Below are 24,450 nucleotides of genomic sequence, written 5' to 3' on the forward strand. Positions count from 1 at the left end.
CGGCAGCTCAAAGCTATTGTTTCACCGCGTATTCTATCGATGATCTGCCATCCACTTCGTCGAAGCGCGTTTTAGACTGCGCAGAATGTCCGCTATTCCTCTTCGTCCACTGCGAAGCAGACCGGCAGCTGTCGGCCAAATCCGGTCCCGCGGCGGGCGTCCCTGGGTGGCTAGGTTGGGTGGGATACCGACGGTCTGCTGCCGGACGACGGTGGACGACAGCGGACCTTATCGGCGCGACTTTGGGGGAAAGCGTGGTGCCACCGCCCGGCTCTACCGCCAATGTTCGCGATCATGCGACATTTGCCGTGAAGGCCCGGACCGCGCTGTTAGGCGCGGCCCTGTCCCCCTCTGCGCTGAGACGGGCGGAACCAGCCGGCGCGATGCGGAGTCGCTCCACCGGACCCAGTGCCGATCAGGCGGACTGAAGCGCACTCAATTCCTGGAGACCGCCGCCATCCGCGTAAGCGAGGCGGAAGCTCGGGCGTGCCTTCCAGCGCTGCCAGAACTGCTCGATCTGCTCGTAGCGCTCGTCCAGCGGTGTCGCCACCGGACCGAACTTTGAGAAGGCGATTGCCGTGCACAGCGTGATGTCGGCGAAGGTCGGCTGCTCGCCCCCGAGGATCCAGTCACGCCCATCGGACAGGTGCCGGTCGACGAGTCCGGCATGGGCGAGCGCCTCCTTACGGCAATGTTCTCCCCACTGCGGGTTGCTCGTCAGTTCCAGCTTCGGCCCGAGGCCCTGATGCGCAACATGGAACAGCGTCGTCAGCCGGTACAGGATCTGCACCCAGATCCGGTCGTTCCACATCACGTCCTGTGCCTGCTCCAGAGGTTCCTCGCCCATGATCTTACGACCCGGGAAACTGAGATCGAGGTAGCGCGCAATCGCGACGCTTTCGGCGAGATAACCGCCATCCGGTAGCTCAAGGGTCGGGGTCTCGCCCCACGGATTGCGCTTGAGGTGTCGCCAGCCGCGCTGCTCACCGCCCGGTGCCATGTCGAGCACACGCTCCTCGACATGCTGCGCGATCCCCTTCTCGTGCATGAGCAGACGCACCCTCTGCGGGTTCGGGAAGGCTGACGGCGAGGTGTAGAGGATAAGCTTGTCCATGGTTCCTCAGCAGAGCGTGCTTTCGACATCACCACAGGTGGTGTCGGTTCCGAGCGGCAACAGAGGGACGCAGACGTTGGTTTCATGGCTGCTCCCCACCCAGCCGAACGTGCCAGAGGTTCGGCGGACGACCGCTTCGGAGAAACGCAAACACCGTTTCCAGCGGCTGTGTGGGGTTGCCAGTGGGAGGGCCGCTCCTCCCGCGGGGCAGCTTCGAGGTAGTCAGTCCGTCTCGATGACGGACATCTTGCCGTCCCGCTCCACAATGGCGACGGCGACCTTCTCCAGGTCGTCCAGTCCCCGCTGCCGCGCCGCAGTGCGAACGACCGCCAACTGCATCCGCAAGCGTCGCATGTCGGTCTCGTCCCAATCGCCGTCGCGGTAGACCACAAGAGGGGTGCCGTCGACGATCCGCTCGAACCGGACGACGCGCAGCGTCAGTCAAGACACCGAGGCGTGCATCAGCCCCACGGTGAACAGTGCACTCATTGCCCCAGTGAACGAGTGGTCGTCACCCAGGATGGCGCTGACGCTCAGGCCGCCGAACAAGAACAGCACCACCATGTCGATGGGGGCTTGCAGGCTGGCGGTGCGCCGCCCCATCAGCCGGATGACGAACAAAACGATAAGGTAGGCGGCCGCGGCCTTCAGGACGGTGTTCATGGCTACGGCACCGCGTGCTGAGACCGGGACAGCATCTCGCCGGCATCGAGGCGGACGGTGAGGTTCACCCCGCCGCGGAAGGTCGGCGAGCCGGTGAACCGAATGAGCGCATGGCTCTGGCCGGCCTGTACCGGGAACACCAAGCGAATGCCACCGCCTGCGACTTCCCAGGTCGCCGGCCGGGGCGTGATGCTCTCCAGGCCGAACTGATCGACAAGATCCTTGGCGATGGTTACCGCAACCCTGTCGCCGCCCGGCGGAACCTGGGTATCGAAGCGGATGATCGTCGGCGTCCCGAAACGCACCACCGGCTCGTAGCGGATACTGATCGACCCATCGGCGTTGGTGAGGCTTCGCCCGCTGAACGGTCCGTGCCCGAGCAGGCCGTATCGCTTTCGACCCATGCCCATTGATCGTGATGGGGCGTGATTACCGCCGATGATATGATATCGGCGGTGACGCAACGCATCGGACTACGTGATCCGGCTGCGAAGGCTCGCGATACAATCGTTCAGAACGGCGCGAAGCTCCTGGATCTCCGGGATCAGCGCTTCGATGCGCTTGACCGCCCTCAGGAAGCTGAGCGTCTCGATCTTTCAGCTCTCGGTCATTTCGTATTTCCTCGTTGAGTTGTCAGTGAAAGGCGACGCTGATCAGTCCGGCCCTGACGAACACTGTTCCATCGTGAAATGCAGGTGCAGGTTGCTGTCTGATCTCAGCTCGTCGTACTGAGTGATGACGCGATTGGTCTCGGCGACGGCCACCAGCGCCGACCCCGGCTCCTGCGGTGGCGCACCATCGCCATCGCCGAGCTGTGGCGGCTGCACAGGATCGGAGGCCGCTCGGGGTGCGGCCGCTGTGGTGGTTGCTTCGGCAAGGTAATCCAGCAGGCTTTGCTCGACGGCCCTGTCCAGTAGCCGCAGGTGTCTGTCCGCGCGGTCGACGAGATCCTGCAGGATTCGCGGCTGCTGCGCTGGTTCCCGAAAGGCTACAAGAGGACTGACAGGGCCCTGCGTCAGTCTCCATCAGGCGACGGAGCAATGCCCTTCATTTCAGCCCTGGTTTGCCATCTGCCTCTGCGTGGCCATCCCGCCCCGACGACACCGCGCAATCGCACTCAATCGAAATCCGCGAAATCTCGGCCGATTCCGCCTGTGCCATCCGATCCTGCGGGTTTCACGCGGCCTCTATCACGCCCGAATATACGCCACATCCACGCCCTCGGTCATTCCCCGGGAAGTCTAGGATGGATCGCTACGCAATGCGGGCCAACCCGTTGCGGGTGAAGGCGCGTTTTGCAGATCGAAAGGGAAGTGGCGGAGACGGAGTCCGTCAGATTACGTTGTTATAGTTGGATTTTTTGTCTCTTTTGCCTCCCTGCCCAAGCAATTGCCCAAGCAGCTTATCCATGCTTTCGCTCACCTAGCAACGACCGGCGGCGCGCTACGATCAAAGGGTAAATTTTGGCTGCGGCGCCAGGACACTAAGCCCGTAGCCACTCGCCAAAAAAATCTAGTTTTCTCAGTCGCTTGTCTCGCGAAGCGCCAAGGGATGTGTAGCAGGATTGTGGTGCGGGCAGCAACCTCCCTCGCGATTGCCCGACGGGCCCTTGGATTGCTGTGCCGCGAGGTGATCGGCGGCGCGCGAAGCTTGAGTAGCAGCGGTTGAGAGCGCACGAGGGTCAGCGCGCAGGAGTGGCGCCCAAGACGCACAGTAGGCCGCGTGGTCGGGGTGAGGCGTGCGCGCGATGCCTAGATCCGCCAGCACGAAGGCGGCGCCAAGCTCAGCCACGAGTTCCTCCGCAGCGTACGCTCGGGCGCCGAACCGGCCGGTGAGGTCGCGGGCGAGTCTGTCAGGGGCACCGGTCCAGTGTACGAGCTCGTGCGCGAGCGTGCCGGCGTAGCTAGTCGACGAGCGGAAGACGGTGCGGGGCGGTAGGTGGATCGCGTCGGTGGCCGGCACGTAGCAGGCGCGATTGCCGCCATGCTGGATAGTGACGCCGGTGGCCGCGACGAACGCGTCGAAGGCCGGCAGCGAGTCTGAGGTGATGCCGGACACTGGTGCGTCAGCAAGCGGCGGTGCGGCATCGACCTGGGCGGCGTTGAAGACGTAGGCAGCTCGGGCGACGAAGGGGGCACCGTCGGTCGTGTCTTCATCGGTCCCGCGGGGCAGCTCTCTGTAGAACAGCACGAGGGTTCCGCGCTCGGCCTTGCGGACTTGCGCCTCGAGCGCCGCCCATTGCCGGTAGGTGGCCCAGCGCGCATCGGCGTAGTTGTTGGCCTGCGCCGCGCACCACAGCGCCAGGACGTTGATGCCACGGTAGCGCCGGCCGGTGCGGACGTTGCGGGGCATCGGGTCGGCGCCGTGCCAGGGCGGTGTCCACGAACCGGGATCAGCGGTCTCAAGCTGCGCGATGATAGTCGCGGCGAGTCGGGCGTGCAGGTCGTTGACTGGCATGAAGGGTGGGCTCCGGTGCAGCCACGGCGTTGGCTGCCTCGGCGCGGGGTTCCCTCAGGTGCGGCGGCTTTTCACAGAAGCCTTGTAGAGCGACAGCTGGGCCGAGGCGGTGGTGCCGGCTCCGTGCTCCCTGTCATGCCCCGGATCTTGGTGAACGTTTGAGGGAGATCGGCTTGCTGAAGGCAAGGCTTTGCCGGTGAGCGGCAAAGCCACGCTCCACCGCGGAGGTCCGGATCCCGGAGCCACGCCGTCGGTCGATCGGCGGATCGAGGTGCAACCTTTCGACAGGTAGGCCGGGGCTGTGCGGTCGGCCTTTACACACCGCTTCCCGTCAGCTTGGACGGCCAGCGCGGACGGACCCCTCCGCTTGATCCGCGGTGCGTTGGGGTCGTCTTGCAGGGGTGGGGCTACCCGTGTACCTACATCCTGCGATCCGTAAAGTACAGGACCGCTTTTCATACCGATGCCCTTCGGCTTGCGACTCGGCGATCCCCATCCCGCATGGCTGGCGGTGGAGGCTCGAGGCTCATAGGGAGCGTGGCTTTTCTCTTGGCGAATAGAAGCTCGCGGCCATGTAGTTCAGGCGGCGAAGCGTTTCGGCGTCTAAGATAGAAAACGAGGAGACGCCCGAGGGATAGCCACGCCTCACCCTAGCGGAGATAGGCTCAAGAGGGGGAGCAGAGATATTTGAGAGATGATCCTGCTGTTCCTCGCAGGTATGCAGTCAGAATATTAATTCGATGTGAGAGCATATCTCGCGGCTATGGGTGAGACGCTGCCGATCAATTTTGATCAGCCAAAGTGATATAGTTTTTGGCTGATTGGAAGCAATGCGTGACCTGCGCATCGATTTGCGTTACTTTGACAGTGGCCGCATCAAAGTTTGACGTGATTAATGTCATGGTGCTGCTGACGAAGGATTCGATCTTGGTCAACGGCCCGACAGAAGTGAAGGACTCACGAGCATTGACTACATAGGGAATGGAAGCCCGAAGCTGCCCTTCTGCTTTGCGCCCATCCCGGTCATACAATCGCATCCTCACAATGCCTGAAAGCAGACATGCAAGCTCGGCATCGATTGTTCGGCGGCAGCAACGCGTCGATCCGCACTGCCGTGCTGTGAGGTCTTCGGCCGTCCACGGTCACCGACCAACGTCGCGAGTCGGTGTGCCATGTATCATTGTGCTATGGAGTGCGGGGAGGATGACACCTCAGGATGCGGTCCATCGGTCAGCACCTCGTCGACGCATGGCCGCGCCTGTATCGCTACGCGTTGGCCCTGACGCGCGAGCCTGACGCCGCACGTGACCTGATGCAGCAGAGCGCTCTCAAGGCTCTTTCCACGCGGACGACTCCCCGTGAGCCTCGGGCGGCCCGCGCCTACCTGTTCCAGATTGTGCGCCACGCCTGGATCGACCGGATCCGCCGTTCCCGCATCCGCACCGAGGACGATCTCCTCGAGTGGCCCGACGAGGGGTTCGACGACCGCCTAATCGAGGCCATCGCAGTGCGCCAAGCCTTCGCCGCCCTCGACGCACCCTGCCGGTCTGTCGTGACCTGCGTGGATGTCGAAGGCTTGAGCTACCGGGAGACCGCCGAGCGGCTCGGTATTCCCATCGGCACGGTCATGAGCCGACTGCACAGGGCGAGGAGGATCATGCTGCACCGGATCGCCGGGACATCCGATGGGAGCGAGGTGCCGTGATGCGCTGGGAGACCCTCAATGCCTATGTCGATGGGGAGCTCGATGCGCAGAGCCGGCACGAGGTCTCGGAGTCGCTGGCCCGGGACCCGGTCCTGGCGGCGCGGGTCGCGACCCTCACCCGGCTGAAGCAGGGTGTGAAGGCGGCGGTCGTGCGGCCCCGCGGCGCGCCCATCGCCCGCGCCTCCCTCGGATGGGCCTGCGCCGCGGCCTTGGCCGTCCTCATCGGCGCCGGGTGGCTGGTGATGGCGTCACGGCCCCCAGCCGACCCCGCGCGTGCGGCCTTCACCGCCTGGAGCGCGGCGGGCTCGCCCACGAACGACGTGCGGCTTGCGGGCGGCTTGCGTGGCTTCCCCCTCGATCTCGGGGCGGCCGGCTTCCGCTTGGTCTACCTGTCCCCGGACGACGGTGCGGCCGGTCGCCTCGCTGGGTACGAGGGGCGCCATGGCTGCCGTCTGGCCCTGTGGAGCGGGTCGGCGCCTGCCCAGGCCGGTCTCGCAATCGCGGAAGGCAGCGGCGGCCTGCGTCTGGCCCGCTGGGACAGCGAGGGGCGCCACTATGTCCTTCTGTCCGAGACGGTGCCGGCCGAGCGGTTCGCCCTGCTGGCCGAGGCGGTCGTTCTGCTCACCGCCCCGGACATGACCGACCGCCTGCGCATCGCCCTGGACCGGGCCACCGGCCTCCCGGAGCGCCCCTGCGCCGGGTGAGGGGCGAGGACGGACTTTATTTCGATCCGCCGCGAATAGACTGGGGGCGCCATGCGTCTCCTCCTCCGCACAGCGCGGGCCTGGTCACCGGAGCCACGCGCGGACGGGGAGGACTTTCGAATGCTCGACAGACGGGATCTCATCAGGCGCGCGGGCCTCACGGCCCTGGCGGGCCTCGGCGGCGGCAGCCTCGCTCCGCTGCGGGCGCTCGCGGAAGACGCGGCCACGCTGCCCTTCGGCAACGGCGAACGGCCCTTGGTGGCCTATCCGGGCAAGCGCCCGCTGCTCCAGATGACCGCGCGCCCGCCGCAGCTGGAGACCCCGTTCTCGGTGTTCGACGAGGGCGCGATCACGCCCAACGACGCGTTCTTCGTCCGCTACCATCTCGCCGACATCCCGACCGAGATCGATCCCGAGACCTACCGGGTCGCGATCAAGGGGCATGTCGAGCAGGAGGTCTCGCTCTCGCTCGCCGATTTGAAGGCGATGCCGACAACCGAGATCGTCGCGGTCAACCAATGCTCGGGCAATTCCCGCGGCTTCTTCGAACCGCGCATGGCCGGCGGGCAGCTGGCCAACGGGGCGATGGGCTGTGCTCGCTGGACCGGCGTGCCGCTGAAGGCGGTGCTCGACAAGGCTGGGGTGAAGGCGGGCGCCGTCGAGGTCGCCTTTACCGGCCTCGACGGCCCTGTGATCCCTGAGACGCCGGACTTCGCCAAGTCGCTGAAGATCGACCACGCCCGTGACGGGCAGGTGATGCTCGCCTGGGGCATGAACGGGCAGGACCTGCCCTGGCTCAACGGCTATCCCCTGCGCCTCGTCGTGCCGGGCTTCTACGGCACCTACTGGGTCAAGCACCTGGAAAGCGTCAGCGTGCTCGACAAACCCTTCGACGGCTTCTGGATGCAGAAGGCCTATCGCATCCCCGACAACGACTGCGCCTGCACCCAACCCGGCAAGGCGGCGGACAAGACCGTGCCGATCAACCGGTTCACCGTGCGCTCCTTCCTCACCAACCTGACCGACGGGGCGGATGTGAAGGCCGGGCACACGCCCTTGCGCGGCATCGCCTTCGACGGTGGCTCGGGAATCAAGTCGGTGGCGGTCTCGACCGACGACGGCAAGACCTGGACGGAGGCGCAACTCGGGCAGGATCTCGGCCCCTACGCCTTCCGGCCCTGGACCCTCGATGCGGACCTGTCGCCGGGCGCGCACGCGATCCGGGTGCGAGCCACGGGCAACGACGGGGTGAGCCAGCCGATTGAGCCGCGCTGGAACCCGGCCGGATACCTGCGCAACGTGGTCGAGACCACCCGCGTGCGCGCGGCCTGAGGGAGTGATGAGAATGACCCGCATCACCCTCGCCCTGACGGTGGCCCTCGCCCTCGCGGCCGGCACGGCACTCGCCGCGCCCAAATCCTACGAAATGCCCGAACCGACCGCGACCCTGCGCGCGCCGAAGGCCGGCACGCACGCGGAGGGCTTCGAGGCGGCCCAGGCGAACTGCCTCGTCTGCCACTCGCCGGACTACATCGCCATGCAGCCGCCGGGCAAAGGCGCAGCCTTCTGGGAGTCCGAGGTGACCAAGATGGTCAAGGTCTACCATGCGCCGATCGACGAGGCGCAGGCCAAGGCCATCGCCGCCTACCTCACCGACACCTATTGAGGTTGGAAATGGAGGGGCGGTCCTGCGACCGCCCCTCCTCTCGTTACTGCGGCGCCTGCGTCTGGACCGTCGCGCCGGTCTCGCCGGGCTTGCCCTCGACGATGACGAGGCCGCGCCGCGCGGCCTCGTTGGCGTTCTGCGTCACCTGCCGGATCGGGCCGACGGCGTTGACGATGGCAGCGCCCGCCGGGTTCGTCATGAACGCCGCGAGCGGCTCCAGCGGCCCGGTGCCCTTCGGATCGGCCGACAGGGCCAGGACGTAGGGCTTCTTCGGCGTGAGGCCGGTCACCGCCGCTTGCAAGGTCTGCAGCACGCCCTGGTCGAACAGCGTGACTTGCGTGGCGGCCTTGCCGTCCGGCCCGGCGAGCGTCAGCGTGCTCGATTGGCCCGCCGCGCCAAGCGGCTGGAGGTTCGGCGCGCCGGCGCCCTCCTGCACCGCCTCAGGAACGTAGGCGACGCCCTGCGGCCCCTGGCCGATCGGGATCGTGGCGATGACCGCGTTGCGGCCCGTGTCGATCACCGCGACGGCATCGGCATTCTCCAGGCCGACATAGATCCGCGTTCCATCGCCCGATGGCCAGAGGCCGTGGGGAAGCGCGCCGGTGGGAATGGTCGCGATCTGCGAGAAGTCGTCGGTGCGGAAGACCTTCACATGGTTCAGGCCACCGATCGTCACGTAGGCGAACTGCCCGGCCTTCGTGCGCGCGATGTTGACGTGGTTGGTGATCGGGCCCGTCTCGATGGTCTTGAGAGCCTTGAAGGGCGGCGTGGCCTCGAACACCTGGACGCGGCCGACGTCCTTGAGGGTAAACCACACCTGCTTGCCATCGGGCGTCGCCGCGATGTCGGGGCAGAACGGGCTCTCCTGCTTGATCCGCCCGACGATCTCGCGGCTCTTCACGTCGATGGCGACCGTCTCGGGGCTGAAGCTGGAGCAGACGTAGCCGTAGCGTCCGTCGGGCGAGAAGATCGTCATGCCCGGCCCGTTCGGCACCGTGATCCGGCCCGTCTCCTTGCCGGTCCCCGCATCGAGGATCGCGACGTAGTCCTCGCCCCGCATACTCACCCAGACCTCGCGACCGTCCGGCGTGAAGAACGCCTCGTGCGGCGAACGGCCGACATAGGTCGTGTGGCGCACCGTGTTGGTGGCGGTGTCGATGAAGCTAACCGAATTCGAGCCGATCGAGACGGCGAGCAGGGTCTTGCGGTCGGGAGAGAAGCCCATCCCATGGACGAGAAGCTGGCCGCGATAGAGCGGGCTCAGGTTGGCGGGCGTCGTGTCGCCGAGGCGGATCACACCGAGGAGTTTGTTGGCGGCGGGATCGATCACCGAGACCGTGTTGGAGAACTGGTCCGAGGTGTAGAACCGGTCGCGGGGGCCGACCGGCACGTCCGGCGCCGAGGCGGACCCCGGTGCCTGACCCGCGAGTGCGGTTCCGCCGAGGTGGGCGAGCAGCAGGGCCGCCGGAATGACGTGTCGCATCGTAAGGTCTCTTCGCGCTGACAAGTGGGAAGGTGAGCGGCGATCCGCTCAGTGATGGTGATGGGCCGGCATCCGCTGCGGCGTGGCTTGCGCGACCGGCCGCTCGGCCAGGGCGCGGCGCATGACCTCGATCTCCTGCGCCTGCTCGACGATGATGCCCTGCGCGAGCCGGCGCAGGACCGGATCGCGGCCATAGGCGAGTTCGGCCTTCGCCATTTCGATCGCGCCCTGATGGTGTGGGATCATCATCGCGGCGAAGTCCCGGTCGGGGTCGCCGGACGGCGCCACCGCCATATCCGCGTGCATTCGCGCCATCGATTGGGCCATCATCGCATCGAAGCCGTCGGGAGCGGTCTGCGCATGCCCGGCGCGCATCATCATGCCGCCACTCAGGACGCCTCCAGCCATGAGCAGGGTGATGAGGATCGCCGTTGGTGCTCCGCGCATGATGTCTCCCACAGGGTCGAGGTCACGTGGGAAAGATGCAGGCGGGGCCGGGATATTCCCCGCTGCATCGTCGTGAACCGATCACGGATGCGTGATCGGAATCCGAGGTCGAATCCCGGAATAAATCGGGCGCTTCCGGCATCTCTCGTCTGGGTGGTGGCGTGCGCACTGCCATCGACCCGATCCGGAGACCGCCTTGGACGATCTCGCCGTCCTGATCGAACCGCAGATACCGGCCCTGCGCCGCTATGCGACCGCGCTGCTGCGTCAGCGCGAGGCGGCCGACGACCTCGTCCAGGACACGCTGGAAAGGGCGATCCGCGCATGGCCGCAGCGCCGCGAGGGCGACCTGCGCGCGTGGCTGTTCGCGATCCTGCGCAACCGCTACCTCGAAGGCGTACGCCGCCGCCGGGGCATTGAAGTCGGCGTAGAGGCGCTGGACACGATCACCGACGCGGGGACCGATCCCGAAGCGGCCTTGGGCGCGCGGGACGTGCTCGATGGGATCGCCGCGCTGCCGGAGGAACAGCGATCCGTCCTGCTCCTCGTCGCGGTCGAGGACATGTCCTATGCCGAGGTCGCCGCCGTGCTCGCGGTCCCCGTCGGCACGGTAATGTCGCGCCTCAGCCGGGCGCGGGGGCGGATGCGCGCCTTTCTCGATCTGGCCCCCACGATCGTCACCGGGCATCTGCGGAGAGTGAAATGACCGCGTCCGACCCGCGTCCCATCGGCGAGGACGATCTGCACGCCTTCGTGGATGGACGGCTCGATCCGGGCCGCCGTGCCGGCGTCGAGGCGTGGCTCGCCGCGCATCCGGAGGCAGCTGCCCGGGTCGCCGCCGATCGGGAGGTGCGGGACCGCCTGCGGGCGCGGCTCGCGCCCGTGGCGGAGGAGCCGATCCCTGCCCGCCTTCGCATCGCGAACCTTGCGACCCCGCACCGGATGCGCATCTCGCGCTGGTGGACGAACGTGGCGGCGGCGGCGCTCCTGCTGGCCCTCGGTGGCGCATCCGGGTGGGTCGGGCGCGGCTCCATGCCGGGTCCAGGCGCCCCCACCGAACCGATGACGCAGGCGGCCGTCTCCGCCTTCCGCACCTACGTGGTCGAGGCCGCCCATCCGGTCGAGGTCCGCGCCGACGGCTCGTCCGACCTCGTGCAGTGGCTCACCGCGCGACTGGCGCGGCCTGTCACCGTGCCGGATCTGCAGGCGCAGGGTTTCCGGCTGATGGGCGGCCGCCTGCTCCCCGCCGGGGACGGGCTGGCGGCCATGCTGATGTACGACGACGACCGAGGCACCCGTTTGACCCTCTATAGCCGGGCCGGGCCCTCCGGTGGCCGCGGCGTGTTTCGCTATGCCCGCGCGGACGACGTGGCGGCCTTCTCGTGGATCGATTCGGGCATGTCCTACGTGGTGACCGCCCGCACGGACGAAGCGCGGCTGCTCCGGGTCGCCCAGGCTGTCGATGCGCAGGTCTCGGGCCAACGCGACGGTGCGCGGTGACGCGCGCGTCCGGTCTGCATGGAGACGCGACGGCCCCGCCTTACCTCCCCCGTCAGCCCAGGCCCTGCTGAGCCCGAGACGCCATGACCCTCGACCAGTTGCGGATCTTCGTGGCGGTGGCCGAGCGCCAGCATGTCACCCGGGCGGCCGAGGCGTTGAATCTCGTCCAGTCGGCGGTCAGCGCCGCCGTCAACGCGCTGGAGACCCGGCACACCGTCAAGCTGTTCCACCGGGTCGGCCGGGGCATCGAGTTGACCGAGGCAGGCCGCGTCTTTCTCGGTGAAGCTCGCGCCGTGCTCGCCCGCGCCCAGACGGCCGAACTGGTGCTGGCGGACCTCAGCGGCCTGCGGCGCGGCACGCTGGCCGTTCGAGCGAGCCAGACCATCGCAAGCCACTGGCTCCCCCGGCACCTCGTCGCCTTCCGGGCGGCCTACCCGGACATCGTCCTGCGGCTCGGCATCGGGAACACGGCAGAGGCCGCCGAGGCGGTGCGGGCGGGAACGGCGGAACTCGCTTTCGTGGAAGGCGCGATCGACGACGCCAGCCTGGGAAGCACGCCGATCGCCGAGGACCGAATGGTGCTCGTGGTCTCGCCCGGCCACCCCCTGGCCGGATGCGCACGACCGGAACCCGCCGATCTCGCTTCGACCTCCTGGGTGCTGCGAGAGCCCGGATCGGGGACGCGCTCCGCTTTCGAGGCGGCGCTCGTTGCCTCGGGTATCGCGCCGGATGCGCTCGCCGTCGCCCTGGAACTGCCGTCGAACGAGGCCGTCCTCGCCGCGGTCGTGGCGGGGGCCGGCGCGAGCGTGCTCTCCGAATCGGTGGTGGGACCCGCGCTGCGAACCGGCGCACTCATCGCCGTGCCCCTCGCCCTGCCGACGCGGACCTTCCAGGTCCTGCGCCATAGGGAGCGTTACCGCAGCCGCGCGGCCGACACACTGCTCGCCATGATCCAAGCTGCCCCCTGACCGGCTGCGCAACTCAGGCGACCTCGACCCGCACACGGTGCCACGAGGCGCTGAGGTAGCCCTTGAAGTTCCACGTGTCGTCCGGCTGCGCCGGCTGGGTCTGCCCGGCCGAGTCCCAGGCGCGCACCGTGAGTTCGTGTTCGCCGGGCGGAAGGTCCAGCACGATCTCCCAGAACGTCCAGGCGAAGGGCGCGTCGGCCTCGTGGTCCAGCGTGGCCTGGCGCCAGGAGCGCCCGCCATCGCCCGAGACATCGACCCGCACGACCGCCCGGTCACCCGCGATGGCATACCCACGGACGGTGGTCTCGCCCGCTGTGATCCGGGCCCCGCGCGGGGGCTCGCAGATCGCCGCGTTGAGTGGCATCGTCTCGATGGTGTGGCCTTTGGCAGGATCGGCGGTCTCGGCCGTCACGTCCGGCGGGAACAGCTTGTAGTCGTCGGCTTGCATCGGGTTGTCCGACGGATTGTCCTGCACCGTGATGCGCCGCAGCCATTTTGGGCTGCGCACCCCCGCGAAGCCCGGCACGACGACACGGGCCGGGAAGCCGTGCTCGGGCAGCAGCGGTGCCCCATTCATGGCGAAGGCCAGCAGCGTCTCGTCGGCGAGCGCCTTGGCGAGGGGAATCGAAACGCCGTAGGGCCGGCCGTCGACCACGTCGTGGCTCTCGAAGGCCACGTGGAGATCCGCTCCCGGCGTTACCCCTGCCGCTCGCAGGACGTCGCCGAGGCGCACGCCCGTCCAGTCGGCCGTCCCGATGGCGCCAGCGTCCCAGGGATCGCCCGAGACAGGAGCGACGGTTCGCATATCGGCGCGGCGGTTGCCGGCGCACTGCATCGTGGCCGTGACGGTCGCCTCGGGAAAACGCGCGCGCAGATCTGCCAGGGACAGATTGAAGGGCATCGCCACCGCACCGTCAACGGACAAACGCCATGTGGAGGCGTCGATCTCCGGCAGGTCGCCGTGGGAGCGGACGTAAAAATGGTCCGCGGCGGTCCGGTAGTGCGCCCGCAGGCGGTCCAGCGGCGGCTCGGCGTTGTAGGGCCGCTCGCTATGGACGTTCAGGCGCGCCATGCGCTCGGCTAAGCTCGACATAGTGGCTACTTTTGGGAAGGGGCGGGGTCAACGCATTTGGACGCACCGGGTGCCGCCCCGGTCAAGCGATGCCGAGCAGGCGGACCAACCCGAGGCTCACAGCGGTCAGGCCGGTGAGCGAGGCGACGACCGCCAGGGTGACACGCGGTCCTGCCTTGACGACGCTGCGCACATCGACCCCGAGGCCGAGGGCCGCCATCGACACGATGGTCAGCCCGTTCGCCGTCGCGCCCATGGGGGGCACGGCCGCCTCGGGAATGAGCCCCGCCGAGCGGAGCCCCGCCAGGGTCAGGAAGGCGAGGATGAACCACGGCACCAGCCGGTGCAGCGGCACCCGGCTCGGGGCAGGGCGCTCCCCTTCCGTCAGGGACGGTGCGGCTGTGTCCGCCGCTCCCCGCAGCCGGCTCGCCCCCAGCGAGAGAGCCAGCACCACCGGTCCGAGCATCAGCACGCGGACTAGCTTGACCAGGGTCCCGACCTGGACGCTGAGAGCTGCCACCGGAGCCGTAGCAGCCAACACCTGGGGCACGGCGTAGACCGTGAGACCCGCGAGCACGCCGTACTGCATCGGCGAGAGCCCGAGCAGCGGCACGAACAGGGGCAGGCCGAGGACGACGAGGACTCCGAGTACGGCTGTGAACGCGATGGACGAGGCGACGTCCTCGCCGTCCGCGCCGATCACCGGGGCTGCCGCCGCGATCGCCGAGTTTCCGCAGATCGAGTTGCCGCAGGCGACGAGGATGGCGAGGCGCGGGGCCAGCCCGAGGGCCCGGCCGATGCCGTAGCTCCCGGCGATGGCGAGGGCTACCACCCCTGCGATGCCGATGAGCAGTCCGGGCCCCGCCGCCAGCAGCGTACTCAAGCTCAGCGAGGCGCCGAGCAGGACGACTGCGATCTCCAGGACGGTCTTGGCGCCGAAGGCGATACCGCGAACGAAGTGCGGCCCCGGGCTCCAGGCTGTGCGGACGGCCGTGCCCAGCACGATGGCGAGAACGAGAGCCTCCAGCCAGGCCCGGCCAAAGAGATACTCCTCGGCCTCCTCCAGAGCGAGGGCGGCGCCTGTCACCGCAAGGCATAGGATCAGGCCAGGCAGGACGGGGCGCGGGTCAAGCTTGTGCGGCATGAAAGGGGTTGCTGCGGACATCGTGCGAACACATCGTGGGCTGGATCTGCCCCGATCATGGCCACGGGCAATCGATCATTCCAACGGAACGTATTGAACGTTTTGATCGATTTATCGAATGATTCACCGGCGATCGGCGAACCTCGCCCATCTGTGTGGAGATGCCGCCATCGGGAACGATGAAACAGAATTCGCGGCAGTCCTACGGGTCGTGGTTATCGGGTTTCCAACGTCAACGAAGGAAGCGTCAAGACGAGCTTGTGTAGGTTGGCTAGTCGCCGGTATGCAAGCAGGCGCTGTTTAAGTTACGTCAAATTTTCTGAAATCGGCTCATCAAAGCAGATGGACCGCTTTCGGCGATGTACGAACGAGCGCAGCCATTCGGACAGCCGCCGACGAATGCCTCGGGGAATACCGCTAGGTAAGCCCCGCGGGCAGCGGCGTCGCTGGCGAGGTCCGCGAGCTTGTCCAAAGTCCGCGCGGTGTCGAACAGGATCGAGCCGGCCTGCACCACGGCCGCCGTGACAACGGGCTTCCACGACATGAGGATTCCAACTCTGGGTTTGGGAGCGGTCGGGGCCTGAGGACGGAGCGCGTCAGCCCGCCTTCAGCCAAGCCCTCAGGATGCCGGCGACGACCCCAAGCGTGAGGACGCTGCCGGCCCAAAGCGAGGCGAACCATATGAGGTGGCGCCATAGGGGAGCCGGCTGTTTGGGAGTGGAGGTGGTACCCATCAATGATACCCCGCCGCGTCGACCTTCCCGCGGAAGACCCAGTACGAGTAGGCGGTGTAGGCCAGGATGACCGGGATCAGGACGGACGCGCCCACGAGCAGGAACACCTGGCTCGCATGCGGGGCCGCCGCCTCCCAGATGGTGATCCGGCCCGGCACTACGTCGGGGAAGATGCTGATCCCGAGCCCGACGAAGGACAGCAGGAACAGGCCGAGCGCCAGAAGGAAAGGGGTCCGCTCCGCGCCGTTACGCAGGAGACGGAAGTACAGAAACGACGCGACCGCGACGAGGAGCGGCACCTGCGCGGTGAGGAGCACGCTCGGCATCGTGAACCAGCGCTCCCAATACTTACCCTCCAGGAAGGGTGTCGCCGCACTGACAGCGGCGATGACCGCGACCGTGGCGGCGCCGAGCCAGAGCGAGAAGGTGCGCGCCCGGTCCTGCAGGCTCCCTTCCGTCCGCATCACCAGCCAAGTGGCCCCGAGCAGGGCGTAACCCACGACGATGCCGAGACCGACGAGCAGGCTGAACGGCGTGAGCCAATCCCACCAGCCACCTGCATAGGCTCGGCCTTCGACCTTGATGCCCTGCAGGAGCGCGCCGAGGGTGATGCCCTGGGCGAGAGCCGCCACGACCGAGCCCCCGGTGAAGGCAACGTCCCAGAGAGCCCGGTGGCGCGGGTCGCGCCAGCGGAACTCGAAGGCGACGCCGCGAAAGATCAGGCCGAGCAGCATTGCGATGATCGGCGCGTAGAGCGCTGGCATGATCACCGCGTAGGCGAGCGGGAAGACCGCGAACAGGCCGCCGCCGCCGAGCACCAGCCACGTCTCGTTGCCGTCCCAGACCGGCGCGATCGAGTTCATCGCCGTGTCGCGCTCGATGCCCGGCGGGAAGGCCGGGAACAGGATGCCGATGCCGAGGTCAAAGCCGTCCATCACGATGTAGGCGAACACCGCGAAAGCGATGATCAGCGCCCAGACCACCGTCAGGTCGATGTTGGCGAGCATGATGTGTTCCTCACTCGGCCGGTTGCAGGTGACGGTCGGGGTCGACCGACGGCGCGGGCGTGATGCCGGCGGTGCGGATCGGCGCCCCAGGCTCGATCCCGTGCTCGCCCCGGTGCGGCGACTTCGCCATCAGATGCAGGATGTAGAGGATGCCCATCCCGAACACGGCGAAGTAGATCAGCACGAAGGCAGTGAGCGACGCGGCCACGGCCGGCGCTTGGAGCGGTGAGGCTGATTCCGCCGTGCGCAGGAGCCCGTAGACCGTGAAAGGCTGGCGTCCGACCTCGGTGGTGATCCAGCCGGCCACCACCGCGACGAAGCCGGCGGGGCCCATCGCGAGGGCGAAGCGGTGCAGCGCCGCCCACTCGTAGAGCCGGCCCTTGTAGCGGGCGAGCAGGCTAAAGCCGCCGAGCAGGAGCATCAGCATTCCGAGGCTGACCATCACACGGAAGGACCAGAACACCACGGGCACCGGCGGCCAGTTCTCCCGCGGCACGCTGTCGAGGCCCTTCAGCGGCTCGTTCAGCCCGTGCTTCAGGATCAGGGAGGAGAGCTTGGGCACCTCGACGGCGTAGCGCACCATGCCGGCCTCCTGGTCGGGCAGGCCGAACAGGATGAGTGGCGCGCCGTCCGGGTGGCTCTCGAAGTGGCCCTCCATGGCCATGACCTTGGTGGGCTGGTGCTCCAGCGTGTTCAGGCCGTGGGCGTCGCCGGCTAGGATCTGGAGGGGCGCGACGACGGCGAGCATCCACATCGCCATCGAGAACATCATCCGCGCGCCCTCGTTCGTCCGCTCGCGCAGCAGGTGCCAGGCCCCGACCGCGCCGACGACGAGGGCGGTGGTCAGGTAGGCGGCCAGGACCATGTGGACGAGGCGGTAGGGGAACGACGGGTTGAAGACGATGGCCCACCAGTCGACTGGCACGAACTGGCCAGCAGGGTTGGTGGCGTAGCCCTGCGGCGTCTGCATCCAGGAGTTCACGGACAGGATCCAGAACGCCGAAAAGAACGTCCCAATGGCCACCATGAGCGTTGCGAGGAAGTGCAGCCGGGGGCCGACCTTGGTCATGCCGAACAGCATGACGCCCAGGAATCCGGCCTCAAGAAAGAAGGCCGAGAGCACCTCGTAGGCCATCAGCGGACCGAGCACGGGCCCCGTCTTGTCAGCGTAGACCGACCAGTTCGTACCGAACTGGTAGGACATGACCAGCCCGGAGACGACGCCCATGGCGAAGCCGATGGCGAAGATCTTGATCCAGTACCGGAACAGGTCGATGAATACCTGCCGGCCGGTGGCGAGCCAGAGACCCTCCAACACCATCAGGTAGCTTGCCAAGCCGATGGAGAAGACCGGGAACACGATGTGGAACGCCACCGTGAACCCAAACTGCGCCCTCGCGAGCAGCAGGGCGTCAATGTTCGCCAGCATTTCGGTCACCTGATAAATATCTCGATGAGGCTGAGGGGAGCCGCGGTCAGGCGGCCAGCGGGACCTCGCCCCAGCCGAGGCGCGAGCGGATTTCAACGAGCGCTGCCACGAGCGCCCGCATGTGCTCCTCGGTGTGAAGCGGCGTCGGGGTGATCCTCAGCCGCTCGCTGCCGCGCGGCACGGTTGGGTAGTTGATCGGCTGCACGTAGATGCCGTGACGTTCCAGCAGCTCCTCGCTGATCCGCCGGCAGAGGTGGGCGTCGCCGACCATCACGGGCAGGATGTGACTCTGGCTCGGGAGGACCGGCAGGTCGGCCTTGCGCAGCATCGCCATAAGGATCGACGCGTTCTGCTGTTGCGCAGCCCGCTCGGCCTGGCTCTCCCTAAGGTGCCGCACGGCGGCCCGCGCGCCGGCAGCCAGGTGCGGACACAGGGACGTCGTGAAGATGAAGCCCGCCGCGTGGCTGCGGATCACGTCGACGACCGTGGACGGCCCGGCGACGTAGCCGCCCATGACGCCAAAAGCCTTGCCAAGCGTCGCCTCGATCAGGGTGTCGCGATGAGCGACCCCGTCGCGCTCGGCGATGCCGGCTCCGTGCGGGCCATACATTCCGACCGCGTGCACCTCATCGAGGTAGGTGAGCGCACCATGGCGCTCGGCGACGTCGCAGATCTCAGAGATGGGCGCCACGTCGCCGTCCATGCTGTAGACGCTCTCGAACGCCACGATCTTGGGTCGCTTGGGGCCAAACTGCGTGAGAAGCCTGTCGAGCGCGTCGACGTCTTTGTGCGGGAAGACCGCCTTCGCTGCGCCCGAGCGGCGGATACCTTCGATCATCGAGTTATGATTGCCCGCGTCCGACAGGATGACGCTGCCCGGCAGCACTTGGCCAAGGACAGTCAACGCCGCTAGGTTCGACACGTAGCCTGAGGTGAAAAGAAGGGCGTCCTCCTTCCCGTGCAGGTCGGCCAGGTCCCGCTCCAGCAGCACGTGCTCGTGGGCCGTGCCGGAGATGTTGCGGGTGCCGCCCGCACCGGCGCCATAGAGGTCCAGAGCTTCGTGCATGGCGCCAAGGACATTGGGGCTGTGGCCCATCCCAAGGTAGTCGTTGCTGCACCAGACCGTGACCAGCCGACGGCAGCCATCCGGATGCCTCCATACGGCCGTCGGAAAACTCCCGACATTGCGCTCAAGCTCGATGAACGTCCGGTAGCGGCCGTCCTCGCGCAGCGTCTTAAGGGAGGCTTCGAACACGTCGGAATAGGGGAGCATCGTCCCGGTCCTCGTCAAATTGGATCATGTCGCGGCGGTCTCGGGGGGCTCATGCTACCGCCGCGTGGGTGCTCGAGGCTGCGAGTTCTAGAGCGGCGTGGTCAGTCCTCAGAGGTGGGACCGATGCCGGACGCCTTTTGGACCGCAAGGCGGCCTTCCTCGGCCTTGTTGATGTACTGACTCGCGATGAAGAGCCCCTTCATCGGCCGGATGACTGGCACGCAGGCCAGCAGGAGCAGCGGCAGTGTCACGACCGCGTGGACCCACAGCGGCGGGTCGTAGGTGAGCTCCAGCCAGATCGCGAAGGCGGTGACGGGGAAGGCCATCGTCATCATGATGAAGAAGGCAGGCCCATCGGCCGGGTCGGCGAAGCCGTAGTCGAGGCCACATGCCTCGCAGCGCGGCTTCAAGGTGATGAAGCCGTCGAACAGGCGCCCCTGGCCGCAGCGCGGGCAGCGGCACCGCAGCCCGACCGACATGAGGGATTGATCCGTCGTCCGTTGCATCGTCCAAGTTCCTGAACCGCCCTGTCCGGCGGCATGGAGTACACCTTGCGCGCATGGATTGTATGGCATATAAATCCATACATTGGCTTTGAAAGCTGACAGCTTCGAACGTGTACCACCAGACAAAGCCGTGTCTCGCCTTGCCTGTATGACTGATGTATGCATACGCCAGTACGAGATTAGGGGTCAATGATGGAATTCTGGAACCCGACAATCGCCGGCGACGCAGGGCCGAAGTACCTCGCCATCGTCAAGGCGCTGGCCGACGACATCCGTGCCGGTCGCCTCTCGCCGGGCGTGCGCCTGCCGCCGCAGCGAGCCCTGGCCAAGCACCTCAACGTCGACCTTACGACGGTCACGCGCGCCTTCAACGAGGCGCGCAGGTCAGGTCTTATCGATGCCGCCGCCGGTAGGGGAAGCTTCGTCCGCGCCGCCGCGCCGCCGGCCGCCCGGGTGCTCGGGCCGGACCCCTCCGGAAGCGTCGACTTCAGCATGAATATGCCGCCGCAACCGGTCGCGGCGCGTCTGGCCGAGCGTATGGAGGGGGGCCTCGCACAGCTTTCCGGTTCGCCGGGCTTCCTTGACCGGATGCAGTATCAGGACAGCGCCGGGAACATGGCCGATCGGGCCGCGGCGGCACATTGGCTGAGCAAGCGGCTCGGGCCGCTTCCGGTGCAGCGCGTCCTCGTTGCCGGCGGTGCCCAGGTGGTGCTCGCGGCGGTGCTCGCCGCTATCCTCAAGCCCGGCGATGCGCTGTGTGTGCCAGGCCTGACCTATCCCGGCCTGCGCATGGCCGCCGAGCGCCGCGGCGTGCACCTCGTTCCGGTCGCCTACGACAAGGACGGCCTCGACCCGGAGGCGTTCCTCGAGAAATGCAAGTCCGAGCGGCCGCGCGCCCTGTACTTGGTGCCGACGCTCGACAACCCCACGACGGCCACATTGCCGAAAGTGCGGCGCGAGCGGGTTGCTGAGGTCGCCCGCTCGCACGGCGTCGCCATCATCGAGGACGACGCCTACGGCGCGCTGCCGCCCGACGCTCCGGCTCCCATCGCCGCCGGGGCCGCCGACATCACTTGGCACATCGCTACGCTGTCCAAGTGCGCCAGCCCGGGCTTGCGCATCGCCTACGTCGCGGTGCCGGGTACGAACGAGGCGGTGAGGTTAGCCGCCGAGCTAAGGGCCATCAATATGATGGCCTCGCCGCTCACCGCCGCGCTCGCCTCGCAGTGGATCGCCGAGGGCGAGCTCGATGCGGTCATCGCGGCCATCCGGCAGGAGAATGGCTTGCGGCAGGCGGTCGCGCGCGAGGTCCTGGGGGATCTCGACGTCCAGGCGCATCCCTGTGGGCACCACCTCTGGCTCCGGCTTCCAAAGCCGTGGCGGCGCGGCGAGTTCGGTGCGCATGCACGTCAGCTCGGGCTTTCGGTCATCCTGAGCGACGCCTTCGCGGTCGGGCCAGCGCCGGAAGCCATTCGCGTCTCCCTAGGCGCAGCGCCCGACGCCGAGACCCTGCGGTACGGCCTGAGCCTACTGGCGACGTTGCTGTCGCATCCGCCCGGCGCGATCTCCACGGTCGTCTGAGATGGCAGACAGCTCAATCGCGTCCGGAAAGCGGAAAGCCCCAGCCCGACCCCGGATTGAACTTGCCTGGCTTCGTCGGACCAGGGTGCCGGTTACCTTCTTCGGCATGGTCCTGGGGCTCTGCGGCCTGGGCAACGGCTGGCGCGCCGTGGCCCGCCTTGGACTTGCGCCCGCCTGGGTCGGCGAGACGCTCTCGCTTGTCGGCGTGGCAGTCTGGTCGGCGTGGATGGTCTTCTACGCGGCGCGGTGGCTGAATGACCGGGACGCGGTACTGTTCGAGGCGCGTGACCCGACGTCCTCGTTCTTCGCCTCGCTGGCTCCCGTCGCCACGATGATCGCCAGCGTCGGCCTCGCGCCGCACTGGCCCGGCGCCGCATGGGCAATGGCATCGGCTGGGCTCGTCGGGGCGACCCTCTTTGCCGTCTGGGGTGTGGGAGACCTATGGATGGGCGACCGCACCTTCGAGACGACGACGCCGATCCTCTACATGCCCACGGTCGGCGGGGGGTTCGTGGCGGCCATCACCTGCGCCGCGTTCGGAATGAAGGAACTCGGCCTACTCTACTTTGGCGCCGGCCTGCTGTCATGGCTGACGCTGGAATCGGTCATCATCCATAGGCTGATCCTTCAGACCCTTCCCGTGCCGTTGCGGGCCTCTCTCGGGTTGCACCTGGCGCCGCCCGCGGTGGCCTGCGTCGCCTACCTAGCGGTCACGGACGGACCGCCCGACCGGCTCGCCCAAATCCTGTTCGGCTACGCTCTGCTGCATGCCCTAGTAATAGTGCGGTTGGTGCCGTGGCTGCGACAGCAGCCGTTCTCGCCGGCTGCCTGGGCCTACACGTTCGGCGTCTCGGCCCTGCCGCTCGCCGCGTTGCGCCTGACGGAGCGTGGCCTGGAAGGGCCGAACGCTTCGCTCGCGGTTCCGCTGTTTGTCGCCGCCAACCTGATCATCGGCTGGATCACGCTCAGGACCCTGGGCCTCCTGCTGCGCGGAAAGCTCCTGCCTGTCCGGCCCCTCTGACCTTCGCGGGTGACCCAAGTCCTGAACCCCGCCCGGCAGGCCGCTCTACCGGCCGATCGAGGATCCTGTTCGGCCCGGATGTTCCGGTCCCGTTCCAAAGACGAGTTCGACCATGACATTCTCAGCGCCCGGCCCATTCCCTAGTCTTACCGGGGTCATCCGGTCGGAACTGCTGCCGCAGGTCGGGGCCATCGATGCCGGCGCCTATCCGGAGGCGGTGCTGCGCACGCTCGGTTCCGTCGGTGTCTTCAAGCAGCACGCCGACGGGACGGCGGCGGGGCTGCTTCGGGCAGTCGACGCCATGAGCGAGGTCGCGGCCACGTGTCTTTCGACGGCCTTCTGCACCTGGTGCCAAGATGCGCTGGTTTGGTGCCTCGCGCGCAGCGCTGAGCCCGGGGCTTCGAAGGAACTCGCCGCGGTGGCGAGCGGTACCCGGCTCGGAGGTCCCGGCCTATCGAACGCCCTGAAAGCCCTCTCGGGCATCGAGCCCATGGCGCTGTCCGGGACGCGCGTGCCGGGCGGTTACCAGGTGCATGGGGGGTTGCCATGGGTCTCGAACCTTGCGCTCGGGCACCGGTTCGTCACCATCTTCGCGTTGGAGGATGGGGCCCGGGTCACGGCGGTCCTCACCGCGGACACGGAAGCGGTGGAGCTGGCGGCCGGCTCTCGCCTCGTGGCCCTAGAAGGGACCGGTAGTTACGCGGTGCAGGTCCGCGGCGCTTTCGTGCCCGATTCCGACGTGGTTGCGGCCGACGCAGCCTCCTTTATGCCGCGCATCCGGAATGGCTTGGTTCTTCTTCAGACCGGTATGGGACGGGGGCTTGCGCGTGGCGCCGCGGCCCTGATGCGGGCGGAAGATCGCGACCGGCAGCAGACCACCCTGCCGCTCGGGTCGCAGGCGGTGGAGGAGCGAGCGGATGCACTGCGGGGACGGGTGATCGCCCTGGCAGGGCGCCACGAGGACCCAGCCCGCACGACCTTCCTCGACGTCTTGCGCCTGCGCCTGGACGTCTCCTGGTTGGCGCTGGAAGCGGCGCAGGCGGCGATGCTCCACGCGGGTGCCCGCGGCTATCAGCAGGGCTCGGAGGCCTACCGCCGCTTGCGGGAGGCGCAGTTCGTCGCCATCGTAACGCCCTCGGCGAAGCACATCACCGCCGAACTCGCCAAGGCGGCCTGACATGCGCGGACGTCATGGTGCACGCCTGCGTCGTCGTCCTGCGGCCGCAGTTTCGCGGGCGGTAGGGACCTCGACACCTAGCTGTGTCCGTGACTATTTTCTGCCAGCGCGATGACGTACTTGCCCACGACCCAGCGGCTGGAACGCCTCATCCCACAGGTTCTGTTTGCCTTGCGGCTCTCGCTGCCCGCGCTCGCCCTCCTCGTCACGGCCTGCTCGGATGACGGCCGGGAGCGCCGCCGTTCCCTCGGTGACAACCCGCGCTTCGGCGACTTCATGCAAGTTGCGGATACCAGGCGGGGCGGCCGCTTGTTCGGCCAGTGCGCCGCCTGCCATACGGTCAGGAAGGGGGCCGGCGACCGGGACGGTCCCGGCCTCTACGACGTCATCGGCAAGCCCGTCGCCAGCAACAGCCGGCGCTTCGGCTACACGGGGGCGCTCCGCTCGGCGGGCGGCGTCTGGACGCCGGAGAGGCTGGACGTCTGGCTAACGGCCGCCGCGAAGTTCGCGCCGGGAACAAGCATGAGCTTTCTCGGGCTCCCGGACCCGCTCGATCGGGCGGACGTCATCGCTTACCTGCAGACGCAGTCCGTTTCCGGAGGCAGTGGCCACGGGCTCTCGCCGCCGCCATGATCATCTCCTTGGCCCCGAGCGCCTACGAGGAACCCAACGGCGCACCTCGCATGGTCTGGCCATCGCATGATCTGCTCAGCGGCTGGGCCGGCGACCTACTTCGAACTAACAGGGTGCGAGCCTTCGACGCCTCCGGCAGGCACAGAATGGGCGCCTGATAAGCACT

Annotated in this window: 27 protein-coding genes; 11 read left to right on the top strand and 16 right to left on the bottom strand. The window is 67.6% G+C overall.

Annotation, left to right across the window (positions count from 1 at the left end):
- Nucleotides 1-415: 415 nt before the first annotated feature.
- The 6 genes from MFF06_RS16500 to MFF06_RS16525 all read right to left on the bottom strand — a co-directional run bounded on the left by MFF06_RS16500 (nucleotide 416) and on the right by MFF06_RS16525 (nucleotide 5,271).
- On the bottom strand, nucleotides 416-1,114 hold the full coding sequence (locus MFF06_RS16500) for a glutathione S-transferase family protein (protein ID WP_238205906.1): 699 nt from the start codon (nucleotides 1,112-1,114) through the stop codon (nucleotides 416-418).
- 222 nt (nucleotides 1,115-1,336) lie between these two features.
- The gene (locus MFF06_RS16505) at nucleotides 1,337-1,555 is read right to left on the bottom strand and encodes a YetF domain-containing protein (protein WP_306421668.1); all 219 of its coding nucleotides are present in this window, start codon (nucleotides 1,553-1,555) and stop codon (nucleotides 1,337-1,339) included.
- Nucleotides 1,556-1,777, bottom strand: a complete 222-nt coding sequence (locus MFF06_RS16510; protein ID WP_238205910.1) for a DUF421 domain-containing protein — start codon at nucleotides 1,775-1,777, stop codon at nucleotides 1,556-1,558. It lies immediately after the preceding gene.
- A gap of 2 nt (nucleotides 1,778-1,779) precedes the next feature.
- Entirely contained in the window at nucleotides 1,780-2,181 is a 402-nt protein-coding gene (locus MFF06_RS16515) for a hypothetical protein (protein WP_238205912.1), read from the bottom strand.
- Between the two features lie 1,117 nt (nucleotides 2,182-3,298).
- Entirely contained in the window at nucleotides 3,299-4,234 is a 936-nt protein-coding gene (locus MFF06_RS16520; RefSeq protein ID WP_238205914.1) for an ArdC family protein, read from the bottom strand.
- A 782-nt stretch (nucleotides 4,235-5,016) separates the two neighbouring features.
- Nucleotides 5,017-5,271 (bottom strand): hypothetical protein, encoded by a 255-nt coding sequence (locus MFF06_RS16525; protein ID WP_238205917.1) that lies wholly within the window; start codon nucleotides 5,269-5,271, stop codon nucleotides 5,017-5,019.
- A 179-nt stretch (nucleotides 5,272-5,450) separates the two neighbouring features.
- On the opposite strand from MFF06_RS16525, the gene MFF06_RS16530 reads away from it, so the two are divergent.
- From MFF06_RS16530 to sorB, 4 genes are all read left to right on the top strand, one after another.
- Nucleotides 5,451-5,939 (top strand): RNA polymerase sigma factor, encoded by a 489-nt coding sequence (locus MFF06_RS16530; protein WP_238205919.1) that lies wholly within the window; start codon nucleotides 5,451-5,453, stop codon nucleotides 5,937-5,939.
- Nucleotides 5,939-6,643: an anti-sigma factor family protein gene (locus tag MFF06_RS16535; protein WP_238205921.1), complete on the top strand. Its 705-nt coding sequence runs from the start codon at nucleotides 5,939-5,941 to the stop codon at nucleotides 6,641-6,643. Before MFF06_RS16530 ends, MFF06_RS16535 begins: the two co-directional genes overlap by 1 nt.
- 120 nt (nucleotides 6,644-6,763) lie before the next feature.
- Nucleotides 6,764-7,975, top strand: coding sequence for a SorA family sulfite dehydrogenase catalytic subunit (sorA, locus tag MFF06_RS16540; RefSeq protein ID WP_238205923.1), 1,212 nt, complete (start codon nucleotides 6,764-6,766; stop codon nucleotides 7,973-7,975).
- A gap of 13 nt (nucleotides 7,976-7,988) precedes the next feature.
- Nucleotides 7,989-8,309: a SorB family sulfite dehydrogenase c-type cytochrome subunit gene (gene sorB, locus MFF06_RS16545; protein ID WP_238205925.1), complete on the top strand. Its 321-nt coding sequence runs from the start codon at nucleotides 7,989-7,991 to the stop codon at nucleotides 8,307-8,309.
- A gap of 43 nt (nucleotides 8,310-8,352) precedes the next feature.
- On the opposite strand, the gene MFF06_RS16550 is transcribed toward sorB, so the two are convergent.
- Together MFF06_RS16550 and copM are read right to left on the bottom strand one after the other, a co-directional pair.
- The gene (locus tag MFF06_RS16550; RefSeq protein WP_238205927.1) at nucleotides 8,353-9,792 is read right to left on the bottom strand and encodes a YncE family protein; all 1,440 of its coding nucleotides are present in this window, start codon (nucleotides 9,790-9,792) and stop codon (nucleotides 8,353-8,355) included.
- Between the two features lie 48 nt (nucleotides 9,793-9,840).
- Nucleotides 9,841-10,173, bottom strand: a complete 333-nt coding sequence (gene copM / locus MFF06_RS16555) for a CopM family metallochaperone (protein ID WP_370876681.1) — start codon at nucleotides 10,171-10,173, stop codon at nucleotides 9,841-9,843.
- A gap of 262 nt (nucleotides 10,174-10,435) precedes the next feature.
- On the opposite strand from copM, the gene MFF06_RS16560 reads away from it, so the two are divergent.
- The 3 genes from MFF06_RS16560 to MFF06_RS16570 all read left to right on the top strand — a co-directional run bounded on the left by MFF06_RS16560 (nucleotide 10,436) and on the right by MFF06_RS16570 (nucleotide 12,707).
- Nucleotides 10,436-10,945, top strand: a complete 510-nt coding sequence (locus tag MFF06_RS16560; RefSeq protein WP_238205929.1) for a sigma-70 family RNA polymerase sigma factor — start codon at nucleotides 10,436-10,438, stop codon at nucleotides 10,943-10,945.
- Nucleotides 10,942-11,739: an anti-sigma factor family protein gene (locus MFF06_RS16565; RefSeq protein ID WP_238205930.1), complete on the top strand. Its 798-nt coding sequence runs from the start codon at nucleotides 10,942-10,944 to the stop codon at nucleotides 11,737-11,739. Before MFF06_RS16560 ends, MFF06_RS16565 begins: the two co-directional genes overlap by 4 nt.
- Nucleotides 11,740-11,822: 83 nt before the next feature.
- Complete coding sequence (locus tag MFF06_RS16570; RefSeq protein WP_238205931.1) at nucleotides 11,823-12,707, top strand: LysR family transcriptional regulator; 885 nt, start codon at nucleotides 11,823-11,825, stop codon at nucleotides 12,705-12,707.
- Nucleotides 12,708-12,720: 13 nt separating this feature from the next.
- On the opposite strand, the gene MFF06_RS16575 is transcribed toward MFF06_RS16570, so the two are convergent.
- The 8 genes from MFF06_RS16575 to MFF06_RS16610 form a co-directional block, all read right to left on the bottom strand.
- The gene (locus MFF06_RS16575) at nucleotides 12,721-13,800 is read right to left on the bottom strand and encodes a molybdopterin-dependent oxidoreductase (protein ID WP_238205932.1); all 1,080 of its coding nucleotides are present in this window, start codon (nucleotides 13,798-13,800) and stop codon (nucleotides 12,721-12,723) included.
- A gap of 61 nt (nucleotides 13,801-13,861) precedes the next feature.
- Nucleotides 13,862-14,923 carry a YeiH family protein gene (locus MFF06_RS16580; protein ID WP_238205933.1) on the bottom strand — a complete coding sequence of 354 codons (1,062 nt, stop codon included), beginning with the start codon at nucleotides 14,921-14,923 and terminating at the stop codon, nucleotides 13,862-13,864.
- A 310-nt stretch (nucleotides 14,924-15,233) separates the two neighbouring features.
- A complete protein-coding gene (locus tag MFF06_RS16585; protein WP_238205934.1) occupies nucleotides 15,234-15,467 on the bottom strand; it encodes a nitrilase-related carbon-nitrogen hydrolase in 234 nt (77 codons plus the stop codon).
- 52 nt (nucleotides 15,468-15,519) lie between these two features.
- Nucleotides 15,520-15,657 carry a DUF2474 family protein gene (locus MFF06_RS16590; RefSeq protein ID WP_238205936.1) on the bottom strand — a complete coding sequence of 46 codons (138 nt, stop codon included), beginning with the start codon at nucleotides 15,655-15,657 and terminating at the stop codon, nucleotides 15,520-15,522.
- Complete coding sequence (gene cydB / locus MFF06_RS16595; RefSeq protein WP_238205937.1) at nucleotides 15,657-16,664, bottom strand: cytochrome d ubiquinol oxidase subunit II; 1,008 nt, start codon at nucleotides 16,662-16,664, stop codon at nucleotides 15,657-15,659. The genes MFF06_RS16590 and cydB overlap by 1 nt, the downstream gene beginning before the upstream one ends.
- Nucleotides 16,665-16,674: 10 nt before the next feature.
- The gene (locus tag MFF06_RS16600) at nucleotides 16,675-18,093 is read right to left on the bottom strand and encodes a cytochrome ubiquinol oxidase subunit I (RefSeq protein WP_238205940.1); all 1,419 of its coding nucleotides are present in this window, start codon (nucleotides 18,091-18,093) and stop codon (nucleotides 16,675-16,677) included.
- Nucleotides 18,094-18,139: 46 nt separating this feature from the next.
- Entirely contained in the window at nucleotides 18,140-19,366 is a 1,227-nt protein-coding gene (gene hemA, locus MFF06_RS16605) for a 5-aminolevulinate synthase (RefSeq protein WP_238205942.1), read from the bottom strand.
- 101 nt (nucleotides 19,367-19,467) lie between these two features.
- Nucleotides 19,468-19,872, bottom strand: a complete 405-nt coding sequence (locus MFF06_RS16610) for a DUF983 domain-containing protein (RefSeq protein ID WP_238205944.1) — start codon at nucleotides 19,870-19,872, stop codon at nucleotides 19,468-19,470.
- A gap of 189 nt (nucleotides 19,873-20,061) precedes the next feature.
- On the opposite strand from MFF06_RS16610, the gene MFF06_RS16615 reads away from it, so the two are divergent.
- From MFF06_RS16615 to MFF06_RS16630, 4 genes are all read left to right on the top strand, one after another.
- The gene (locus MFF06_RS16615; protein WP_238205945.1) at nucleotides 20,062-21,453 is read left to right on the top strand and encodes an aminotransferase-like domain-containing protein; all 1,392 of its coding nucleotides are present in this window, start codon (nucleotides 20,062-20,064) and stop codon (nucleotides 21,451-21,453) included.
- Between the two features lie 85 nt (nucleotides 21,454-21,538).
- Entirely contained in the window at nucleotides 21,539-22,474 is a 936-nt protein-coding gene (gene tehA, locus MFF06_RS16620) for a dicarboxylate transporter/tellurite-resistance protein TehA (protein WP_238205947.1), read from the top strand.
- A 112-nt stretch (nucleotides 22,475-22,586) separates the two neighbouring features.
- Nucleotides 22,587-23,651, top strand: coding sequence for an acyl-CoA dehydrogenase family protein (locus tag MFF06_RS16625; RefSeq protein ID WP_238205949.1), 1,065 nt, complete (start codon nucleotides 22,587-22,589; stop codon nucleotides 23,649-23,651).
- 138 nt (nucleotides 23,652-23,789) lie between these two features.
- Nucleotides 23,790-24,284, top strand: a complete 495-nt coding sequence (locus tag MFF06_RS16630) for a c-type cytochrome (protein WP_370876718.1) — start codon at nucleotides 23,790-23,792, stop codon at nucleotides 24,282-24,284.
- The last annotated feature ends 166 nt before the right edge of the window (nucleotides 24,285-24,450 follow it).

The organism is Methylobacterium aerolatum (genome assembly GCF_022179085.1).
GTDB classification, from domain to species: Bacteria; Pseudomonadota; Alphaproteobacteria; order Rhizobiales; family Beijerinckiaceae; genus Methylobacterium; species Methylobacterium aerolatum.

What these genes read in the sequence shown, in the direction of transcription:
- MFF06_RS16565 (WP_238205930.1), top strand. Translation starts at nt 10,942, where the DNA reads ATGACCGCGTCCGACCCGCGTCCCATCGGCGAGGACGATCTGCACGCC.
- MFF06_RS16610 (WP_238205944.1), bottom strand. Translation starts at nt 19,872, where the DNA reads ATGCAACGGACGACGGATCAATCCCTCATGTCGGTCGGGCTGCGGTGC.
- MFF06_RS16535 (WP_238205921.1), top strand. Translation starts at nt 5,939, where the DNA reads ATGCGCTGGGAGACCCTCAATGCCTATGTCGATGGGGAGCTCGATGCG.
- MFF06_RS16585 (WP_238205934.1), bottom strand. Translation starts at nt 15,467, where the DNA reads ATGTCGTGGAAGCCCGTTGTCACGGCGGCCGTGGTGCAGGCCGGCTCG.
- MFF06_RS16570 (WP_238205931.1), top strand. Translation starts at nt 11,823, where the DNA reads ATGACCCTCGACCAGTTGCGGATCTTCGTGGCGGTGGCCGAGCGCCAG.
- MFF06_RS16580 (WP_238205933.1), bottom strand. Translation starts at nt 14,923, where the DNA reads ATGCCGCACAAGCTTGACCCGCGCCCCGTCCTGCCTGGCCTGATCCTA.
- sorB (WP_238205925.1), top strand. Translation starts at nt 7,989, where the DNA reads ATGACCCGCATCACCCTCGCCCTGACGGTGGCCCTCGCCCTCGCGGCC.
- copM (WP_370876681.1), bottom strand. Translation starts at nt 10,173, where the DNA reads ATGATGATGCGCGCCGGGCATGCGCAGACCGCTCCCGACGGCTTCGAT.
- MFF06_RS16500 (WP_238205906.1), bottom strand. Translation starts at nt 1,114, where the DNA reads ATGGACAAGCTTATCCTCTACACCTCGCCGTCAGCCTTCCCGAACCCG.
- MFF06_RS16510 (WP_238205910.1), bottom strand. Translation starts at nt 1,777, where the DNA reads ATGAACACCGTCCTGAAGGCCGCGGCCGCCTACCTTATCGTTTTGTTC.
- cydB (WP_238205937.1), bottom strand. Translation starts at nt 16,664, where the DNA reads ATGCTCGCCAACATCGACCTGACGGTGGTCTGGGCGCTGATCATCGCT.
- MFF06_RS16615 (WP_238205945.1), top strand. Translation starts at nt 20,062, where the DNA reads ATGATGGAATTCTGGAACCCGACAATCGCCGGCGACGCAGGGCCGAAG.
- MFF06_RS16575 (WP_238205932.1), bottom strand. Translation starts at nt 13,800, where the DNA reads ATGTCGAGCTTAGCCGAGCGCATGGCGCGCCTGAACGTCCATAGCGAG.
- MFF06_RS16600 (WP_238205940.1), bottom strand. Translation starts at nt 18,093, where the DNA reads ATGCTGGCGAACATTGACGCCCTGCTGCTCGCGAGGGCGCAGTTTGGG.
- MFF06_RS16525 (WP_238205917.1), bottom strand. Translation starts at nt 5,271, where the DNA reads ATGCGATTGTATGACCGGGATGGGCGCAAAGCAGAAGGGCAGCTTCGG.
- MFF06_RS16550 (WP_238205927.1), bottom strand. Translation starts at nt 9,792, where the DNA reads ATGCGACACGTCATTCCGGCGGCCCTGCTGCTCGCCCACCTCGGCGGA.
- MFF06_RS16515 (WP_238205912.1), bottom strand. Translation starts at nt 2,181, where the DNA reads ATGGGTCGAAAGCGATACGGCCTGCTCGGGCACGGACCGTTCAGCGGG.
- MFF06_RS16590 (WP_238205936.1), bottom strand. Translation starts at nt 15,657, where the DNA reads ATGGGTACCACCTCCACTCCCAAACAGCCGGCTCCCCTATGGCGCCAC.
- MFF06_RS16625 (WP_238205949.1), top strand. Translation starts at nt 22,587, where the DNA reads ATGACATTCTCAGCGCCCGGCCCATTCCCTAGTCTTACCGGGGTCATC.
- sorA (WP_238205923.1), top strand. Translation starts at nt 6,764, where the DNA reads ATGCTCGACAGACGGGATCTCATCAGGCGCGCGGGCCTCACGGCCCTG.
- MFF06_RS16530 (WP_238205919.1), top strand. Translation starts at nt 5,451, where the DNA reads ATGCGGTCCATCGGTCAGCACCTCGTCGACGCATGGCCGCGCCTGTAT.
- hemA (WP_238205942.1), bottom strand. Translation starts at nt 19,366, where the DNA reads ATGCTCCCCTATTCCGACGTGTTCGAAGCCTCCCTTAAGACGCTGCGC.
- MFF06_RS16520 (WP_238205914.1), bottom strand. Translation starts at nt 4,234, where the DNA reads ATGCCAGTCAACGACCTGCACGCCCGACTCGCCGCGACTATCATCGCG.